The sequence below is a fragment of the Rhodococcus sp. MPR-R1B genome (assembly GCF_058793255.1).
Genome location: NZ_JBXAFO010000011.1, coordinates 19,432 through 38,428, shown reverse-complemented (window position 1 = coordinate 38,428; position 18,997 = coordinate 19,432). Strand labels below are relative to the sequence as shown.

General features: G+C 64.0%; 14 protein-coding genes, 1 tRNA gene and 1 pseudogene. 12 read left to right on the top strand and 4 right to left on the bottom strand.

Going from position 1 to position 18,997, the window contains the following annotated elements:
• The first annotated feature begins 56 nt into the window (after nt 1–56).
• The gene (locus AC1Q61_RS17025) at nt 57–1,151 is read left to right on the top strand and encodes a FecCD family ABC transporter permease (RefSeq protein ID WP_050655282.1); all 1,095 of its coding nucleotides are present in this window, start codon (nt 57–59) and stop codon (nt 1,149–1,151) included.
• A complete protein-coding gene (locus tag AC1Q61_RS17020) occupies nt 1,148–2,011 on the top strand; it encodes a heme ABC transporter ATP-binding protein (protein ID WP_007733386.1) in 864 nt (287 codons plus the stop codon). The genes AC1Q61_RS17025 and AC1Q61_RS17020 overlap by 4 nt, the downstream gene beginning before the upstream one ends.
• On the opposite strand, the gene AC1Q61_RS17015 is transcribed toward AC1Q61_RS17020, so the two are convergent.
• Entirely contained in the window at nt 1,992–2,414 is a 423-nt protein-coding gene (locus tag AC1Q61_RS17015) for a hypothetical protein (RefSeq protein ID WP_042924727.1), read from the bottom strand. The genes AC1Q61_RS17020 and AC1Q61_RS17015 overlap by 20 nt on opposite strands.
• A gap of 183 nt (nt 2,415–2,597) precedes the next feature.
• Here AC1Q61_RS17015 and AC1Q61_RS17010 point away from each other — a divergent pair, with 183 nt between their 5' ends.
• The 3 genes and pseudogenes from AC1Q61_RS17010 (at nt 2,598) to AC1Q61_RS17000 (ending at nt 5,003) form a co-directional block, all read left to right on the top strand.
• Nucleotides 2,598–3,623 (top strand): NHL repeat-containing protein, encoded by a 1,026-nt coding sequence (locus tag AC1Q61_RS17010; RefSeq protein WP_042924724.1) that lies wholly within the window; start codon nt 2,598–2,600, stop codon nt 3,621–3,623.
• Nucleotides 3,623–3,869 (top strand): annotated as a pseudogene (locus tag AC1Q61_RS17005) (DUF5703 family protein). Before AC1Q61_RS17010 ends, AC1Q61_RS17005 begins: the two are co-directional and overlap by 1 nt.
• 63 nt (nt 3,870–3,932) lie before the next feature.
• Nucleotides 3,933–5,003, top strand: coding sequence for a quinone-dependent dihydroorotate dehydrogenase (locus AC1Q61_RS17000; protein WP_050655283.1), 1,071 nt, complete (start codon nt 3,933–3,935; stop codon nt 5,001–5,003).
• 58 nt (nt 5,004–5,061) lie between these two features.
• Here the strand turns inward: AC1Q61_RS17000 and AC1Q61_RS16995 are convergent, their stop codons facing one another.
• Together AC1Q61_RS16995 and AC1Q61_RS16990 are read right to left on the bottom strand one after the other, a co-directional pair.
• Nucleotides 5,062–5,598: a YbhB/YbcL family Raf kinase inhibitor-like protein gene (locus AC1Q61_RS16995; RefSeq protein ID WP_007733394.1), complete on the bottom strand. Its 537-nt coding sequence runs from the start codon at nt 5,596–5,598 to the stop codon at nt 5,062–5,064.
• A 65-nt stretch (nt 5,599–5,663) separates the two neighbouring features.
• Nucleotides 5,664–7,016 (bottom strand): M20/M25/M40 family metallo-hydrolase, encoded by a 1,353-nt coding sequence (locus tag AC1Q61_RS16990; protein ID WP_003946170.1) that lies wholly within the window; start codon nt 7,014–7,016, stop codon nt 5,664–5,666.
• A gap of 118 nt (nt 7,017–7,134) precedes the next feature.
• Between AC1Q61_RS16990 and AC1Q61_RS16985 the strand changes: the two genes are divergently transcribed.
• From AC1Q61_RS16985 to AC1Q61_RS16955, 7 genes are all read left to right on the top strand, one after another.
• A tRNA-Leu gene (locus AC1Q61_RS16985) sits at nt 7,135–7,220 on the top strand.
• 108 nt (nt 7,221–7,328) lie between these two features.
• Nucleotides 7,329–8,870 carry an SDR family NAD(P)-dependent oxidoreductase gene (locus AC1Q61_RS16980; protein WP_042924716.1) on the top strand — a complete coding sequence of 514 codons (1,542 nt, stop codon included), beginning with the start codon at nt 7,329–7,331 and terminating at the stop codon, nt 8,868–8,870.
• 156 nt (nt 8,871–9,026) lie between these two features.
• The gene (locus AC1Q61_RS16975; protein ID WP_003946198.1) at nt 9,027–9,458 is read left to right on the top strand and encodes a universal stress protein; all 432 of its coding nucleotides are present in this window, start codon (nt 9,027–9,029) and stop codon (nt 9,456–9,458) included.
• A gap of 44 nt (nt 9,459–9,502) precedes the next feature.
• On the top strand, nt 9,503–10,753 hold the full coding sequence (locus AC1Q61_RS16970) for a saccharopine dehydrogenase family protein (RefSeq protein WP_042924714.1): 1,251 nt from the start codon (nt 9,503–9,505) through the stop codon (nt 10,751–10,753).
• A 152-nt stretch (nt 10,754–10,905) separates the two neighbouring features.
• The gene (locus AC1Q61_RS16965) at nt 10,906–13,089 is read left to right on the top strand and encodes a malate synthase G (RefSeq protein ID WP_215515925.1); all 2,184 of its coding nucleotides are present in this window, start codon (nt 10,906–10,908) and stop codon (nt 13,087–13,089) included.
• Nucleotides 13,090–13,248: 159 nt separating this feature from the next.
• Entirely contained in the window at nt 13,249–14,943 is a 1,695-nt protein-coding gene (locus AC1Q61_RS16960) for a VWA domain-containing protein (protein ID WP_007732001.1), read from the top strand.
• A complete protein-coding gene (locus AC1Q61_RS16955) occupies nt 14,943–16,091 on the top strand; it encodes a metallophosphoesterase (RefSeq protein ID WP_042924709.1) in 1,149 nt (382 codons plus the stop codon). Before AC1Q61_RS16960 ends, AC1Q61_RS16955 begins: the two co-directional genes overlap by 1 nt.
• Before the next feature lie 22 nt (nt 16,092–16,113).
• On the opposite strand, the gene gcvP is transcribed toward AC1Q61_RS16955, so the two are convergent.
• A complete protein-coding gene (gene gcvP / locus AC1Q61_RS16950; protein ID WP_492650780.1) occupies nt 16,114–18,972 on the bottom strand; it encodes an aminomethyl-transferring glycine dehydrogenase in 2,859 nt (952 codons plus the stop codon).
• Nucleotides 18,973–18,997 lie beyond the last annotated feature (25 nt).

Here is an 18,997-nt window from a genome sequence, read left to right as displayed (position 1 = left end):
TTCGTGAGTGCTGATTCGTGAGTACAGAGACAGGTAGTTCCGAAGCAGGTAAGACTGTGTCGGCCGAGGATTCACACGACGTCGGGGGCGCCGACAAGTCGGCGTCTGCCCCCGCGTCGCGGTCGCGGGTGAGTGCGGTTCTGGTCAGCTTGACTCTCGCCCTGGTGATCGTCGCGGTGCTGTCGGCGTGCATCGGTCAAGTTCCGACGTCGCCACTCGAGGTTTTGGGCAGCATCCTGCATCGCATCGGGCTCGACCTCGGTCCGATGCCCGCCCATCCCAGCGGTGAAGTGACTTTGTGGGAGGTTCGATTCCCCCGCGTCGTGCTCGCCATCTGTGTCGGCGCGGCGCTGGGATGTTCCGGTGCGCTCCTGCAGGGTGTGTTCTCCAATCCGCTCGCAGAACCCGGAGTGATCGGAGTGTCTGCGGGCGCGGCAGTTGGCGCGAGTGCTGTCATCGTCGTCGGGGGAACGTTCGTGGCCGGCTGGGCCGTTGCTGCGGCTGCGTTCGTCGCCGGGCTGGTCACCACCGCGGCGGTCTACCTGCTGGCTCGGCACGAAGGCCGAACGGAAGTAGTGACGTTGGTGCTGACGGGCGTCGCGATCAACGCGTTCGCCGGCGGGCTCATCGCGTTCTTCACCTTCGTCGCCAGCCCGTCCGCTCGCGATCAGATCGTGTTCTGGCAACTCGGCTCACTCAACGGCGCTTCCTGGAACGCAGTCCTGATCGTGGCGCCGATGACCGTCGTCGGGATCGCCGCGACCATGATGATCGCCCCACGTCTCGACCTGCTGGCGCTCGGTGAACACGCGGCCCGTCATCTGGGCGTCAACGTCGAACGGCTTCGCCAGTTCGCGGTACTGATCGTCGCTCTCTTGGTCTCGGCGAGTGTTGCCTTCACGGGAATCATCCTCTTCGTCGGCCTGGTCGTTCCGCACCTGATGCGCATTCTCGTCGGACCTGGCCACCGCGCGCTGATTCCGGCGAGCGCCCTCGCCGGCGCACTGGTTCTGCTTGTCGCAGATCTGGGCTCGCGGTCGCTGATCGACAACGCAGACCTGCCCCTCGGAATGCTGACCGCTCTGGTGGGCGGCCCCTTCTTCTTCTGGCTTCTCCGACGCACGCGCGCGCAACAGGGCGGGTGGGCATGAGCAGCCTCGTAAGAAACTGGCGCGAACTGTTCGGCCGCGTCACCCCCGAACCGAAGAGCCCAGCCGTCGGTGATGTCACCCTCGAGGCGCGCGACATCACAGTCGAACGCGGTGGTCGGCAGATTCTGGAAGGCGTGTCCATCGAAGTCCGGGCAGGCGAGCTAGTCGTTCTCGTCGGACCGAACGGCGCCGGTAAGTCGACTCTTCTTGCGGCGTTGGCCGGTGATCAGCCCGTCATCGCTGGGCGGGTGGACGTTGACGGCACCGACCTCACTCAGTGGTCGCCGATCGACATGGCGCGCCGACGCGCGGTGCTCCCCCAGAAACACACCATCGGATTTTCGTTCAGCGCTCGCCAGGTGGTTCGTATGGGACGTGCGCCATGGACCGGAACTCGCCGAGAAGACCGCGACGGCGCTGCTATCACCGCGGCGATGAAGACCTGCGATGTCGAGGGGTTCGCCAATCGGCCGTTCGCCGTGCTGTCCGGCGGCGAGCAGGCGCGGGTCGCGCTGGCCCGGGTACTGGCACAGGAAACGTCGACCATCCTGCTGGACGAGCCGACTGCAGCTCTCGATCTCGGACACCAGGAGGCGGTGATGTCCGTGGCGCGCGCTCGCGCTGCGGACGGCGATGCCGTCGTCGTCGTTTTGCACGACCTCGCGTTGGCAGCGGCGTACGCGGATCGGATCGTCGTGCTCGAAAACGGCCGCATCGCCGCTGACGGTCCCCCGGAATCGGTGTTGCACGAAGAGCTTCTGACCCGCGTCTACGGTTATCCGGTCGAGGTCTTCCCGCATCCGACAACCGGAGCAACGCTGGTCATCCCGCGCCGAGAATTCACCGAACAGAATCGATGATCGATCCCAGCCTGTTCAGGACGGCTCTCACCGTCGGCAGGCTGCGACCGTCGCTCTCACGAACTCCGTCACCGGGACCGGGCTGTGACCAATCAGCCTCCGTGGACAGAACTGCGTCGCGGACCACACCGGCGATGCTTCGCTCGTCGGTCAAATCGATGTCGGTCACCGATCGCTCCGCGGTGGCGACAACGTCTGCAGGGGTCGGCACACTGTGCTCGCAGTATTCGCCGTATACCTCGACGAACAGCATGCTCTTTCGTACGCGGAACGCGAAAGTTCGACCGTCGGACCTGCCGAAACCGTGTGCGTGAGCGCCGACGGTGAGGTCCTCGATCTCGAAGCCCGGCCGCGCCGGTTCGGGCGACTGCGCGCCGGAATCAGTGGGTTCTGTGGGAATCACAATGATCTCCTCGGTGATTGCAGCGTCAACCGCAACCGCTGTTCGTACGGTATCGCGTCAGGGGTGTGAGCGGAATGGTCGGTAGTTCCTCGACGCGATGAACGGCGCCCGACTGCGATCAGGGATGATCGATGACAGTCGCACTGCGTGAAGAACAGATGACAAGAAAAAGAGGAACTACACATGGCTCGCCTAGGGATCCGCACCACTGCAGCAGCAATGGGGGCGGCGGTTCTTCTGGTCACAGGATGTTCTTCCGGAGATGGCGGAGACGACCTCATCACGATCGATCCCGCAACGGCAGCGGTCTCACCGGCCACCACCAGTACCCCGGACGGCGTGGTTCACCCGTATTCAGGTCTGATCGATTCCATCACATTCGACCCGATCACGCGCAGCGCTGTAGTGGTTGCCAACGACCCCCGTTCGGTGCTGGTCGTTCCTTCGGACAGTTTGGCCGGCGCCGACCCCGCCTCCGCAGGTCGTCCAACAGCCCTGGATTCCGACGTACGCGACGTTTCGATCGGCTCTGACGGTAGCGCTCTTCTGTCGATGGATCGCCAGGTAGTGAAGCTGAATCTGACTTCGGGCGAACAGACGTCCATCCCGGTAGACGGGCAGGCGAATTCAGCGGTCGAACTCAACGACGGCCGCATCGCGATCGGCACGGACAATGGTTCAGTTCACATCGTCGACCCGAAGACCGATCAGTCACAGACGGTTTCGGGATTCGCATCCGTCGACGAACTCGCGGTCACCGGCGACAACCTGAGCGCCCTCGATCACCGTCAGACCTCGTTGACGGCGATCAACCTCGAAGACGGCAAACTCGGCGTCGCTCTCCGCGCCGGTGAGGGCGCAACTCATCTGGCCACCGATCGCTTCGGACGCATTCTGGTCACCGACACCACCGGCAACGAACTGCTCGTCTTCACTGCCGATCCGCTCCTGATGCACCAGCGCTACCCCGTCGGCGAGTCGCCGTACGCCGTTGCCTACGACGAGACCGCGGATCGGGTGTGGGTGACACTGACCGCGACCAATGAAGTGGTCGGCTTCGATCTGTCGTCCGGCATCCCCGTGGAGACCGGACGGTTCAAGACGGTGCGACAGCCGAATTCGTTAGCCGTAGACTCTTCCAACGGCAATCTGATCGTCGGATCGGCAACCGCTGACGGGCTGCAGGTCATCCCGTCACGGGAGAACTGATGGAAAAGCGTACGCGCGGGATCCCCGTGCAGTGGGAGACGTCGGACGACAAGTTCGACTACGTGCCGCTCCGGCTACCGCCGAACGTTTCGCGGGTCACGGCGTCGATGCGCCTGGCGATCTCCGCCGAGTTCGGCGGATGGGAACTCTCCCGAGTCCGTCAACCCCGACGGCAGTCGTCGCGTGCTCCTCAAGCGAAAGAAGACGCCGCTGCACGTGACCGATCCGGACGGCATTCAGCACTGATCGTCCAACAGACGACCAGAGCCCGCCGCTGACAAAATCACACCATCGAAGAGCTGGAGAATCGTGTACCAACTGCTGCTGAGCCTGATGTTCCGGGTCCCACCGGAACGCATCCACCACATTGCCTTCACCGCGATGAAACTGGTGACACGGTTCGCTCCCCTTCGCTGTCTGGTCGCAAAAGTCCTTGTCGTCGACGACCCGGTTCTGCGCAGTCAGGCTTTCGGTCTGACGTTCCCGGCACCTCTCGGCCTGGCCGCAGGATTCGACAAGGACGCCACCGGAGTCGACGCCTGGGGCCCGTTGGGATTCGGTTTCGCCGAGGTCGGAACAGTGACGGCCCAGGCTCAGCCCGGTAACCCCGCGCCGCGTCTCTTCCGTCTTCCGGCCGACCGCGCTCTGATCAACCGGATGGGCTTCAACAACCACGGCGCTGGTCACGCGGCGAATTTCCTGCGACAGCGCCGCGTCACGGTGCCGATCGGTGCCAACATCGGCAAGACCAAGATCGTCGAAGCCGCCGACGCCGCTGCCGACTACACCGCCAGCGCGCAGCTTCTGGGTCCGCTGGCCGACTTCATGGTCGTGAATGTCAGCTCGCCGAACACGCCCGGACTCCGTGATCTGCAGGCCGTCGAATCACTGCGCCCGATCCTGCAGGCCGTGCTCGACACCGTCAGCGTGCCGGTACTGGTGAAGATCGCGCCCGACCTCTCGGACGAGGACGTCGACGCGGTCGCCGATCTGGCAATCGAACTCGGGCTTGCCGGAATCGTCGCGACCAACACCACGATCCGTCGCGACGGTTTGAAGACCCCGGACGCCGAGGTAGCTGCACTCGGCGCAGGCGGGCTGTCCGGTGCACCGGTCGCCGAGCGCTCACTCGAAGTACTTCGGCGCCTGTACGTCCGAGTGGGCGACAAGATGACCATCATCTCGGTCGGCGGTATCGAGACGGCCGATCAGGCGTGGGAACGGATCCTCGCCGGCGCGACACTGGTGCAGGGATACACCGGCTTCATTTACGGCGGACCGTTCTGGGCTCGCAGCATCCACAAGGGGATAGCCAAGCGCGTCCGCGCAGCCGGCTTCTCGTCAATTGCCCAGGCTGTGGGAGCTGAGAACCCTCGCTAGAAACTGCTGTGCGCCTTTATTAACCGCCCGCGGTTAATAAAGGCGCACAGCATGGTGACTATTCGACCTCGAACGTCCCGGTCAAGGTTGCACGCGCAATCGCGTGATGGAACACGTTGAAACCGAGGAACGCCGGCGACGAGTCAGGGGTGACTCCGTCGAGTGTCTCCACGTCGAGGGCATGCACCGCGACGATGTAGCGATGCGGACCGTGCCCGGGAGGCGGGCCTGCACCGATGAAACCGAACCCACCACCGTCGTGGCGGAGGGTGACGGTTCCGGCGGGCAGGACATCGCTGTCCGCCGCGCCGGCACCGGCGGGGAGCTCGGTGACGGAAGCGGGGATGTTCGCCACGGCCCAGTGCCAGAACCCCGACGCAGTCGGTGCGTCCGGATCGAACACCGTCACGACGAAGCTCTTCGTCTCGGCCGGAAAGCCGGACCACGAGAGCTGCGGTGAGATGTCTTCGCCACCGGGGACACCGAAGGCTCCACTGGCCTGAGCAAGCTTCAGCGGCTGGCCCGCAGTGATGTCGTCACTGGTCAGCTCGAAACTCGGCAACTTCGGCAATGGTTCGTACGGATCGTGCGCCATGCGAATCCTTTCTGTGACAAGAGAGCTCGATGTGCGTCGAGCTCACGGATCTATCTACGTGCTCGTCAGGAATTGAGCAGGAAATGTTCCAGAACACGTGTCCCGAACAGTAGTGCGTCCACCGGAACTCGCTCGTCGACGCCGTGGAACAGCGCGCTGAAATCCAGCTCGGGCGGCAACTGCAACGGCGCGAAGCCGAAGCAGCGAATGCCCAGTTTCGCGAATGCCTTCGCGTCGGTTCCGCCGGAGAGCATGTACGGAACTGTGCGAGCCTCCGGATCGTGGGCGAGGATCGCCTCGTTCATGGCGTCTACGAGATGGCCGTCGAACGTTGTTTCGTACGAATCCAGCTTGGTGATCCACTCGCGGGTCACGTCGGGACCGATCAGTTGGTCCACCGTTCGCTCGAATTCGGCCTGACGTCCCGGCAGCACGCGGCAGTCGAAGACCGCCTCGGCCGTCTGCGGAATGACGTTCGCCTTGTATCCGGCCTTGAGCATCGTCGGGTTCGCGGTGTCACGGAACGTCGCGCCGATGATGTTGGCGATCGTGCCCAGCTTCGCGAGGGTTCCGTCGATGTCGGGTGATCCCGGATCGAAGTCCAATCCGGTCTCCTCGCCGACGGCGGTCAGGAACTCCGCGACCGAATCCGAGATCACGATCGGGAACTGGTGGGCAGCAAGCCTCGAGACCGCGCCGGCGAGTGTCGCGACCGCGTTGTCGTCGTGGAGGAAGGAGCCGTGTCCGGCGCGTCCCTTGGCAGTCAGACGCATCCAACCGAGGCCCTTTTCCGCAGTCTCCACGAGGTAGAGACGGCGGTCGGTTCCGTCAGGCCGCGGAACCGTCAGCGAGAAACCGCCGACCTCACCCACGGCCTCGGTCACTCCCTCGAACAGATCCGGGCGGTGCTCGACCAGCCACTGGCATCCGTACTTTCCGCCCGCTTCCTCGTCCGCCACGAAAGCGAACACCAGATCACGCGGCGGTACGACGCCTTCCGCCTTGAACTGTCTGGCGAGGGCCAGGATCATCCCGACCATGTCCTTCATGTCCACGGCGCCGCGCCCCCAGACGTAACCGTCCTGGACGGTGCCGGCAAAGGGATGGACGCTCCAGTCGGCGGGCTCGGCCGGAACTACGTCGAGGTGACCGTGAAGCATCAACGCACCACGACCCGACTCGGCTCCCTTCAAGCGAGCAAAGACATTTCCTCGGCCGGGTGCTCCGGACTCGACGTATTCCGTCTCGTAACCGACTTCTTGAAGCTGCGCGGCAACCCACTCCGCGCACGCACGCTCGCCTTTGGTGGTTTCGAGTTCTCCCGTGTTCGAGGTGTCGAAGCGGATGAGGGAACTGACCAGTTCGACTACTTCTGCTTCGGCTCTGCTCGGATTCGGATTATTCGGGGTTGTGGTCATTCCACTTTCCTACCATCGAATCAAACGACGCGGGCGACCGGAATGCCCCGCAACCTGGCGATTTGGGGCAGCTCACCTAATCGGATACTCTTTCCCAGCACCGAGAAATCGGGGCCGAGTCCGAGTGGCGGAATGGCAGACGCGCTAGCTTGAGGTGCTAGTGTCCTATTAACGGACGTGGGGGTTCAAGTCCCCCCTCGGACACTCTGTGTTGAGACAGACAGGAAAAGCTCCGGTTCATCGAACCGGAGCTTTTCTCGTAATTGGCGAAGTTCCCGCACCAGGGAACAGTCCGCGCGAGCGGCGATCGAGATGGAACAGAAGTTCGAAGTGGATACAGACACCAAGAAGTCGGATGCACTGCAGGCAGATTCGCTGGAAACAGCCGATTCAGAATCTGCTCGAGCCGAACTCACCGGACTCGACCCCGCAGAACTCGAAATCTGCCTGAAGGTCCTTTCCGAAGCCGCCGAACTCGACGACGAGCATCCCGATTCGATCACCATGCAGCGCGCTGTCGGCCATCTGTTCAAGCGACTCAAGAAGAAGCGTCGCCTCGCCTCGCGCGCAGCCGTCAACGAAGCCGACCGCCAAGTGGTCGCTGCGACTGCCACCGGTTCACCCGATCGCATCGACGACGAAACCGCAGGCATTCCGATCAAGTCGAACACCGCGGGCGCTTCCGCCGGCACGCTCATCAAGGCGCGGCCGTGCTACATCTGCAAGCAGCGCTACACCGCAGTCGACGCCTTCTATCACCAACTGTGCCCCGATTGCGCTGCCACCAGCCGCAGCAAACGTGATGCCAGCACTGATCTCACCGGCCGACGCGCACTTCTGACCGGCGGCCGTGCGAAGATCGGCATGTACATCGCGTTGCGCCTGCTGCGTGACGGCGCACATCTGACCATCACGACACGATTCCCCAACGACGCGATCCGCCGATTCAAAGCGATGGAAGACAGCAAAGACTGGATTCACCGTCTGCGCATCGTCGGCATCGACCTCCGCGACCCCGCCCAGGTTGTTGCACTCGCGGATTCCGTTGCCGCACAGGGTCCACTCGACATCCTCATCAACAACGCCGCGCAAACCGTCCGACGCTCCCCCGGTGCTTACGGCGCTTTGGTGGACGCCGAGTCCGGCGCACTGCCTGCCGGTGAACTGCCCGATGTCCTGACCTTCGGCAAGACGAGCGACGCTCACCCCGCTGCTCTGGCCGGATCGCTGTCGGACGTCGCAAGCATCACCTCCGGAAATCTGTCCGCCGACGCGGTCAGTTCACTCGCCCTCGTCGCCAAGTCGGCGTCACCCGATCGCATCGAGCAGGGCATCGCCATCGACGCGGGCGGGCTGCTGCCCGACCTCGCGCACACCAACAGCTGGGTTCAGACCGTCGAAGAGGTCGATCCGATCGAGCTTCTCGAAGTCCAGCTCTGCAACTCGGTCGCGCCCTTCATCCTCGTTTCACGCTTGCGCCCGTCGATGGCCGCGGCAGCTGCACGACGCAAGTACGTCGTGAATGTCTCCGCCATGGAAGGCCAGTTCAGCCGCGCATACAAGGGCCCTGGCCACCCGCACACCAACATGGCCAAGGCAGCACTGAACATGCTGACCCGCACCAGCTCCAAGGAAATGCTCGACGACGGCATCCTCATGACCGCCGTCGACACCGGTTGGATCACCGACGAACGCCCGCACTTCACCAAGATGCGGTTGGCCGACGAAGGTTTTCACGCACCACTCGACCTCGTCGACGGTGCCGCCCGCGTCTACGACCCCATCGTTCAGGGTGAACTGGGCGTCGACCTGCACGGCTGCTTCCTCAAGGATTACAAACCTTCGCCGTGGTGATCGGCAGCACGCCGCATTCGTGATGGGCAGCACCCAGCCGCCCCGATGTGGCGATCACGTCACCCCCAAACCCCCGTGTCGAGTAGCTCATTTCAGGTAGAGCACAGCATTGCAGGCGATAATGGAGCCGACACTGCTCACCGACTCGGAGGAACCATGACGATCGCCGTCGTACACAAGGACAGCCCGGAAGGCCGTGCCGCAATCGTGGCCGCTGCACGGGAATCCGTGGGTCGAAGCGAGGAACTGCTGGTTCTGCACGTCCTGGACGACGTCAACATCGGAGGCACGGTCAACCTCGGAGACACCGAGGACGATCGGGCCGCTCTTCGCGGCGAGATCCAGTCAGCGCTCGACGCCGGTGGATTCTCGGAGACGAAGTGGGATCTGCGCACCACCGAGCACGACGGCGATCCGGTTACCGCGCTCGTCGACCTGGTCCACGACGCGGGTGTCGATCTCCTGATCGTCGGAACACGCCGGATGTCCCCCATCGGCAAGTTCCTCCTCGAACGCCCGCTGCAACGCCTGTTGCTCGAAGTCGAGGCTCCGATCCTCGTCGTCAAGGAGCCCCTCCCCGCCGAGTGACCGCGGTCACATCACTTTCGACTACTCGTTTGTAGGCTGGCTCCATGACTGGAACCTCGCCCGCCCGAGAACTCGACATCATCGTCTACGGAGCGAGCGGCTTCGTCGGTAAGCTTCTCGCCGACTACCTCGTCAAACATGCTCCCGAAGGCACGAAGATCGGCCTCGGTGGCCGCTCCCTCGAAAAGTTGGCAGCCACTCGCGCCGATCTGGGTACTGCCGCTGCCGATCTCCCCTTGATCATCGCCGACGCCGACGACGCAACCGCACTGAAGGCACTCGCCCAGCGAACCCGGGTCGTCGCCACCACGGTCGGCCCGTATGCCAAGTACGGCCACGCCCTTGTTCACGAATGCGCCTCCGCCGGAACTCATTACGTCGACCTGACCGGTGAGGTGCTGTTCCACCGCGAGAGCATCGACGACAACCATGAGCTGGCGGTCTCGACCGGTGCCAAGATCGTCCATTCCTGCGGATTCGATTCCATCCCTTCCGATCTCGGAGTTCACGTCCTGCACGAGAAGGTCGCCGCCGACGGCGCCGGCGAGCTCACCGACACCACCCTGGTGGTCACGGCCCTGCGCGGCGGCGTGAGCGGTGGCACCATCGATTCGCTTCGCAACCAAATCGACGTGTCGAAAGACGATGCGCGCCTGCGGAAACTTGCTGCCTCGCCGTACTCGCTAAGCCCCGATCGTGATCGGGAGCCCGAACTCGGACGCCAGAGCGACGTGAGCGTGGTCGACGGCAAGAAGATCGATCCGTCGTTGAAGGGGTGGAAAGCGCCGTTCGTGATGGCGTCGTACAACACACGAGTCGTCCGTCGCAGCAATGCGCTCCGAGAGTGGGCGTACGGCAAGAAGTTCAAGTACAGCGAGGTGATGAGCGTCGGCTCATCGGTGGTGTCACCGGTGATTGCGGGCGGCGTGGCGGTCGGCCTCGGCGCGCTGGTCGCCGGACTCGCTCTACCTCCGACACGTTTCCTTCTCGACAAGGTATTGCCGGCTCCCGGTGAAGGTCCGAGCGAGAGCACCCAGAAGAAGGGCCACTTCACGCTCGACGTGTTCACCACGACCACGACCGGCGCCCGATACACATCACGAGTGAAGGCGAAGGGCGACCCGGGATACAGCGCGACGGCGGTAATGCTCGGCGAATCTGCGTTGTCGTTGGCGAAGGACCAAAAGGCTCTTCCCCCGGCCACCGGCGTTTTGACTCCAGCGACAGCGCTCGGCGACGTCCTGGTCGAGCGTCTACGCGCGGCTGGTTTCGAGATTTCCGCGCGCAAACTCTAGACAGAACGAATTTCACTTGATCGTTTCAGCTCTTCGCGCCCGATTATCGCAGCTCAGGGCGCGGACAGCGGTGGGAATACTCCCAGGTAACATTGATGTTGGTTCATGGCATCCATATGTGATGCTCCGCTTTCGGAAAAGTGAGGCTATTCATGACTGAGCGCGTTCAGGTCGGCAGTCTTCAGGTTGCCAAGGTTCTCTACGACTTCGTGGTCGAGGAGGCTCTTCCCGGCACCGGTGTAGACGCCGAAACGTTCTGGGCCGGCGCCGACAAGGTCATCACCGAGCTCGCACCGAAGAACCGCGACTTGCTTGCCAAGCGTGACGATCTGCAGGCTCAGATCGATCAGTGGCATCGCGATCACGCCGGCGCTCCCATCGACGCCGCCGCGTACAAGGCGTTCCTGCAGGAAATCGGCTACCTCCTGCCGACGCCTGCCGAGTTCTCGGTCACCACCGCGAACGTCGACACCGAGATCACCTCGACGGCCGGCCCGCAGTTGGTCGTGCCGATCCTCAACGCGCGCTTCGCTCTCAACGCGTCCAACGCCCGCTGGGGTTCGTTGTACGACGCGCTGTACGGCACCAACGCCATCTCCGAGGAGAACGGCGCCGAGAAGGGTTCCGGCTACAACAAGGTCCGCGGCGACAAGGTCATCGCCTGGGCGCGTGAATTCCTCGATGCGGCAGCACCTCTCGCGTCGGGATCGCATGCAGATTCAACCAAGTACGTTGTCGACGGCAGTGAACTGAAGATCACGTTGGCAGACGGTACTGTCACCACGCTCGCCCAGCCGGAGAAGTTCGTCGGCTACCTCGGCGAGAAGGACGCACCGACGAGCATCCTGCTGCTCAACAACGGATTGCACGCCGAGATCCAGATCGACGCCTCGTCCCCGATCGGCAGCACCGACGCCGCCGGCGTCAAGGACGTCGTTCTCGAATCCGCCGTCACCACGATCATGGACTTCGAGGACTCTGTCGCCGCTGTCGACGCCGACGACAAGGTTGTCGGCTACCGAAACTGGTTGGGTCTCAACCGTGGTGACCTGTCCGAGGAGATCAAGAAGGGCGCCAAGTCCTTCACCCGCACGCTCAACGGCGACCGTAAGTACACCGCAGTCGACGGCAGCGAACTCAGCCTGCACGGTCGTTCGCTCCTGTTCGTCCGCAACGTCGGTCACCTCATGACCAACCCCGCGATCCTCGACGCCGACGGCAACGAGGTCCCCGAGGGCATCCTCGACGCCTTGATCACCAGTGCCTGTGCAGTGCACGGCCTCTCGATCAGTGACGCCAACGGACCGCTCGACAACAGCCGCACCGGCTCGATCTACATCGTCAAGCCCAAGCAGCACGGTCCCGAGGAGGTTGCCTTCACCACCGAACTGTTCGGCCGTGTCGAGCAGGTCCTCGGGCTTCCGGAGAACACGCTCAAGGTCGGCATCATGGACGAGGAGCGTCGTACGACGGTCAACCTCGCTGCCTGCATCAAGGAAGCCGTCGACCGCGTCGTGTTCATCAACACCGGCTTCCTCGACCGCACCGGCGACGAGATCCACACCTCCATGGAAGCCGGCGCGATGGTGCGCAAGGCCGAGATGAAGAAGCAGAAGTGGATCGGCGCCTACGAGGACTGGAACGTCGACACCGGTCTGGCCTGCGGTCTGCAGGGCAAGGCGCAGATCGGCAAGGGCATGTGGGCCATGACCGAGTTGATGGCAGACATGCTCGAGCAGAAGATCGGTCACCCCCAGGCCGGCGCCAACACCGCATGGGTACCTTCGCCGACCGGCGCAACGCTGCACGCGACGCACTACCACCGCGTCGACGTGTTCGCAGTTCAGGACAGCCTGAAGGGAAAGCCTCGCGCGAGCGTCGACGACATCCTGACCATCCCGCTCGCTCCCAGCACCGACTGGACGGACGCGGAGAAGAAGGAAGAGCTCGACAACAACTGCCAGTCCATCCTCGGCTACGTGGTCCGTTGGATCGACGCGGGCGTCGGCTGCTCCAAGGTTCCCGACATCCACGATGTCGCGCTCATGGAGGATCGCGCCACGCTGCGCATCTCGAGCCAGCTACTCGCCAACTGGCTGCGTCACGGCATCGTCAGCGAGAGCGACGTTGTCAGTGCACTCGAGCGCATGGCCCCGGTTGTCGACCGTCAGAACGAGGGCGACGCCGAGTACCGCAACATGGCACCTGATTTCGATTCCAACATCGCGTTCCAGGCTGCCAAGGAACTCATCCTCGAAGGCGCGAAGCAGCCCAGCGGATACACGGAGCCGATCCTGCATCGCCGCCGCCGCGAGTACAAGGCCGCCAACGCCTGATTTCACCTTCTTCGAACTCGAAGCTGAACCCGAACAGCCTCGGCACCGCTCCCGGTGTCGAGGCTGTTCGCGTAGGCCCCGAAGTTTCGTCACTAGACTGGCCGAGGACACAGTCCGTTCAACAGACATTCTTCGAGTGACCAAGGTAGGGCAAGGTACGTGGGCGAACATCGCGGCGGGTCAGGCGCCAGAGGTATCAGTAAGGGGCCGATTCTCGTCGTCGTGCTGATCGTCTTGATCGTGGCAGGCTTCTTCGGATGGAAGGCCCTCAGCAACCGGATCGACGATCAGGGACAGCAGGCAGCCGGTACGTGCGTCGAGGGCAACAAGACACTCGACGTCACCGCGGATCCGTCCATAGCCCCACAGGTCGAGGAACTGGCGAAGCGGTACACCCAGACCTCGCCGGTGGTGCGTGATCACTGCATCGCCGTCGTGGTGCACGGTGCGCCGTCCGCGTCGGTCTCGACGGCACTCGAAGCCGGTCCGGCGGCCCCCTGGGACGACGCAGCATTGGGACCGCGTCCCTCCCTGTGGATCCCGACGAGTTCGTTCGAACTCGCGCCACTGTCGGGCAAGGCCGTGATCAACGGTGATCCTCGCTCGCTCGCGAGTTCCCCGATCGTTCTGGCAGCCGGTCCCGAGACCGCGGCAGCATTGGCCGGCGCAGCATCGAGTTGGAAGTCTTTGCCTTCCGATCTGACGGTCGCCCTGCCGGTCGGAAGTACCGAAACCTCGATGGCTGCACAGGCGATCGCTGCCGACGTCGCCGATGCGGGTGCCGGTCCGGTCACGACGGATCAGGCGAAGTCCGCTCAGGTCAACGCTGCGCTCAGTGCACGGGCGTTGCAGTTCCAATCCTTGCCGACTCCCCCCTCGTCCACCGCCGAAGCCCTCGGAGCACTGAGCGCCGGAACACCGGATTCGGTGAAAGCCGTTCCGGCCACGGAACAGTCGATAGCGCAGAGCGCGAACGCGGCGATGACGACGTACTCCCCCGCCGGCGCAACGCCAGTCGCGGACTATCCGGCGGTCATCGTCTCGGGCAGCGGGATCGACGAAACCGCGTCGCGCGCAGCGGCACAGTTTGCCGATTTCATGCGTGAGCCGAATCAGTCACAGTTGTTCGTCGGCGCCGGTTTCCGGGTCGAGGGCCAAGACCTTCCCGATCTCGGGGCGGTGTCCCCGGCCAAGATCTCGTCCACGTTGAAACCGGCTTCGGCGGAGACCGCAGCGGCGCTCGGTGACATAGTCGCCAACCCGGTCTCGCCGCGTAGTGCCACCATCCTGATGGACACGTCGGCGTCGATGGGTACCGACGACGGTGGCACTACCCGCTTGGCGAACGTTGCCTCGGCGGTGAATACCCAATTGGGTCGCAGCCCTGACGCTTCGGACATCGGCCTTCGCGAGTTCAGCACGGGCACCGACGGAAAACCGTCCGAGCGCATCCTGGTTCCGGGCGGTTCACTGTCCGAGCCGAATCGGCGTGCCACGATCACCGATTTCCTCAACGGGCTTCGGGCCGGCGGAAAGACCTCCAAATACCCGGCGCTTGCCAGCTCCTACAAAGCCGCCGTGGACGGTTTCGACGCGGGGCGAGTCAACTCGGTGCTGCTGATCACCTCGAGTACGCCTGACGAATCCACCACGACGCGAGCCGAACTGCTCAGCGCGATCGCCGCTGCGGGCAATCCGTCGCGTCCGGTACAGGTCGACGTGATCGTCGTCGGTGCGGGCGACGACGTCTCCACACTCCAAGACGTCTCGGATCGGACGGGCGGCACATTGGTTCGGGTCGATTCGACGTCCGACCCCGCTCTCGCGGCCGCAGTGACCAAGATGCTGTCCTGATGGGGCGCGTCGCGGTTTTTGCAGTCCTTCTCGCCCTTCTGACCTGGTTCCTGCATCGCCGACTCGTTCGCGCCACCGGCATCCCGAGGCGATGGGCTCGTCTCGCCGACACTGCGCTTGTCGTCTTGGCGGTCTCGACGCTCATCGGGGTCGGCAGCGGCGAAGTCTTTCCGACATCGTGGGCGCGACCGATCGGATTTGTCGGATGGGTCTGGCTGGCTTCGTGGCTGTATCTGATTCCCGGACTGCTCGTGATCGGCCTGTTCGCCGGGATCGGTCGACTACGTGCACGCCACACGGATACCACGACCGAAGTCGACCCAGCCAAGCGTCGTACGTTGCAGTTGGCTACGGCAGCAGTCACTCTCGCGGCGATCGGCACCGCCGGCTACGGCGTCTACGAGGCGTCGGGCCCCAAGATTTCCCGCGTCCGCGTGCCGCTCGCTCGCCTACCTGAGGGCTTCAACGGATACCGGATCGCCTTCATCACCGACCTGCACGTGGGACCGGCCCGCGGGGTCGACTTCACCCGCAAGGTGGTCGATATCGTGAACTCGCAGAATGTCGATCTGATCGCGATCGGCGGCGACCTCGTGGACGGAACCGTCGCGAAAGTTGCTCCCGATCTTGCTCCGCTCGCCGATCTTCGGGCGCCCGACGGAATCTTCGGAGTCAGCGGAAACCACGAGTTCTACGCCGACGACGGCGGCAAATGGCTCGACGTGTGGGAGACATTGGGGATCACCACACTTCGCAACAGCCGCACCTCGATCCAGCATGGCGGCGATACCATCGACATCGTGGGCATCCACGACTACACGTCGCCGGCCCCGTACGAGCCGAACCTGACTGCCGCGCTCGCAGGTCGCGATCCGAATACTTTCGCCTTGCTTCTCGCGCACGAACCGCGTCAAGCGATCGAGGCATCCGAGATGGGTATCGATCTGCAACTGTCCGGGCACACTCACGGCGGTCAGATGTGGCCGCTGCGGTATCTCGTTCCGCTGCAGCAGCCTTCGGTGCAAGGCTTGGACAGGGTCGGAAACACAGTGCTGTACACGACGCGTGGCGCCGGGGCTTGGGGTCCGCCGGTACGCGTCGGCGCCCCGCCGGAGATCACTGTTCTCGAACTCGTACGCGAGAGGTGATGATCTCCGGCGGGCACACGCCTTAGTTGCCTGCGAACGCTTCGATCGGCGGGCAGGAGCAGACCAGGTTGCGGTCGCCATGTGCACCGTCGATACGACGCACGGACGGCCACACCTTCGGGCGAGCCTTGCCACGCGGGAAGACGGCGATCTCACGCGAGTACGGGTGATCCCACTGCGCTGCAATGCTTCCCGCAGTGTGGGGAGCACCGCGTAGCGGGTTGTCCTCCACCGTCCACTCGCCCGCTCCGACGCGATCGATTTCGCCGCGAATGGCGATCATCGCCTCGCAGAACTCGTCGATCTCTTCGAGGTTCTCGCTCTCGGTGGGCTCGACCATCAGTGTGCCGACCACGGGGAAGCTCATGGTCGGAGCATGGAAACCGTAGTCGGCCAGACGCTTTGCGACGTCGTCGACGGTGACGCCGGTGTCCTTGGTCAACCCCCGGAGGTCGAGGATGCACTCGTGCGCGACCATGCCGTTCTCGCCGGTGTAGAGAACCGGGAAGTACTCGTCGAGTCGACGCGCGATGTAGTTGGCCGACGCGATGGCGGTCAGGCTGGCGCGGCGCAGGCCCGCAGCACCCATCATCCGGATGTAGGTCCAGGTGATGGGCAGAATGGACGCACTGCCGTACGGCGCCGCCGAGATCGTTCCTCCACCACCGAGTTCGGGGGCCATCGGGTGTCCGGGCAAAAACGGCGTCAAGTGTGAGCGCACACCGATCGGGCCGACGCCGGGTCCGCCGCCGCCGTGCGGGATGCAGAAGGTCTTGTGCAGATTCAGGTGGCTGACGTCGCCGCCGAATCGGCCCGGACGGGCAAGGCCGACAAGCGCATTGAGGTTGGCGCCGTCGACGTACACCTGGCCACCGGCGTCGTGTACCGCTGCACAGATGTCGGAGATCTCGTGCTCGTAGACACCGTGTGTTGAAGGGTAGGTGATCATGATCGCGGCGAGACGCTCGGCGTGATCGGTGATCTTCGCGCGCAGATCGTCGACGTCGACGTCACCGTTGGGACGGCAGGCGACAACCTCGACGCGCATCCCGGCCATGACGGCAGAAGCCGCGTTGGTGCCGTGAGCACTCGACGGAATGAGGCAGGTGTCGCGGTGGTCGTCGCCCCGGCTGAGGTGGTAGTTGCGGATCGCGAGCAGGCCCGCGTATTCCCCCTGGCTGCCGGCGTTGGGTTGCAGGCTGACGTTGTCGTAGCCGGTGACCGCGACCAGCCAGTCTTCGAGATCCTTGATGATCTTCAGCAGACCGGGCGCATCCGATGTCGGCGCGAACGGATGGATCGCGTTGAACGCGGGCCAGGTGATGGATTCCATCTCGGCGGTCGCATTGAGCTTCATGGTGCACGAACCCAGCGGGATCATGCTGCGATCGAGGGCGATGTCCTTGTCGGACAGCGCGCGCAGGTAGCGAAGCATTGCCGTTTCCGTACGGTAACGGGTGAAGGCTTCGTGCTGCAGGTAGTCGGAGGTGCGCTCCTGAGCAGCCGGAACCGAATTGCCCTCGGCTTCGATGGCGACAACAGCATCCTCGATCCCGAACGCGTCGAGCACGGCAAGGACGTGGTCGGCGGTCGTGGCCTCGTCGCAGGAGATACCGACATGATCGGCATCGACCAGACGCAGGTTGATCCCGGATTCCTTGGCCGCAGCGACGACGTCGGCCGCCTTGCCCGGAACCTGAGCGAGCACGGTGTCGAAGAACGAATCGTGGACGACGGTCACGCCGCCTTCGCGCAGGCCGTTTGCCAACGCGTGTGCGCGGGCAGCGACGCGCAACGCAATCGCCTTGAGTCCCTCGGCGCCGTGGTAGCTCGCGTACATCGCAGCGAGGATGGCGAGGAGCACCTGAGCGGTACAGATGTTGGACGTCGCCTTCTCGCGGCGAATGTGCTGCTCACGTGTCTGCAGCGCCAGGCGGTACGCCTTGTCTCCGTCTGCGTCGATGGAGACGCCGACCAAGCGGCCGGGCAGCTGACGCGCATGCTTGGAGTGCACGGCCAGGTAACCGGCGTGCGGTCCGCCGTATCCCATGGGAACACCGAAACGCTGGGTGGTTCCGAAGCACGCATCCGCGCCGAGCTCACCGGGTGAGGTGATGAGCGTCATCGCGAGGAGGTCGGCGCCGACGGCAACCAGTGCGCCGCGCTCGTGAGCTTCCGCGATGATCGAGGTGTAATCGACGACTCGTCCCGAGGCACCTGGGATCTGGGCGATGACGCCGAAGAAGTCACCTTCCGGAAGACCAGCGGTGAGGTCCGCGGGGACGATCTCGATGCCGAGCGGCTCGGCGCGAGTCTCGATGACGGCGAGGGTCTGCGGGTAGAGATCGGCGTCGACGACAAATCGTGGGGACTTGCTGCGGTTCGCGCGGCGCAGGAGCGTCATGGCTTCGGCAGCGGCGGTGGCCTCGTCGAGCATCGACGAGTTTGCCAGTTCCATGCCGGAGAGATCGGCGACCATGGTCTGGAAGTTGAGGAGGGCTTCGAGACGGCCCTGGCTGATCTCCGGCTGATACGGGGTGTACGCGGTGTACCAGGCCGGGTTCTCGATGATGTTGCGCAACAACACCGGCGGCGTCAACGTGTCGAAGTAGCCGAGGCCGATCATCGACGTCGCGACGGTGTTCTGGGCTGCGAGTGCAGTCAGTTCGGCAAGTGCCTCGTGCTCTCCGACCGGAAGCGGCAGAGCGTCGAGTCCGGCAGCGATGCCGTTCGGGGCAGCGTCGAGGATGACGGAGGGAACGGCCTTGGTTGCCAGTTCGTCGAGTGAATCGACCCCGACGAGTTCGAGGATGCGCGCGAGTTCCGCGGCGTTCGGACCGACATGGCGGTCGGCAAATATACGGCTTGCAGCGTCGATCACGACAACTCCCAGACAGATCGGAGGA